We start from the raw sequence: 377 nt of genomic DNA on the forward strand, positions 1-377 counted from the left end.
AAAAAGCGCGCCGTAATTACAGGCACGTACAAAGAGACATCATTATGGAACTGATATAATAATTCGCTGTTTTTGTGCAGGAGACAGGAACTTTATTTTGCGAGACGACAGCGTATAAGCTATCAGTACCCTAGCAGAAAAGCCATGAAGAAAATGAAAGCAGAAATCAAAAGGAATGTAAACAATCGAAGCCTGCTAGTTGCAAAAGAAGAAGATTTAATAAAGAATCTGAATCCTAAAATCATAGGATGGAAGAATTACTATTTTACTAAGACAAATGAAAAATGGATGCAGGCACTAGACTGGTACATTATCTGCTCCTTTGCAAGATGGTATAACAAGAAGCACCGAAGGCGACATCATATGTCAAAGGTGGG

The 377-nt window shown here is 37.9% G+C and carries 1 protein-coding gene; it reads left to right on the forward strand.

Annotated elements, in window-relative coordinates; translation table 11 throughout:
* Window positions 1-144 precede the first annotated feature (144 nt).
* Window positions 145-377: group II intron maturase-specific domain-containing protein (locus tag ACTNB3_RS17955; protein WP_441027326.1), on the forward strand; the 233-nt coding region annotated here is incomplete at its 3' end.

The sequence above is a fragment of the Bariatricus sp. HCP28S3_D3 genome, from assembly GCF_052065755.1.
Lineage (GTDB): Bacteria > Bacillota > Clostridia > Lachnospirales > Lachnospiraceae > Allocoprococcus.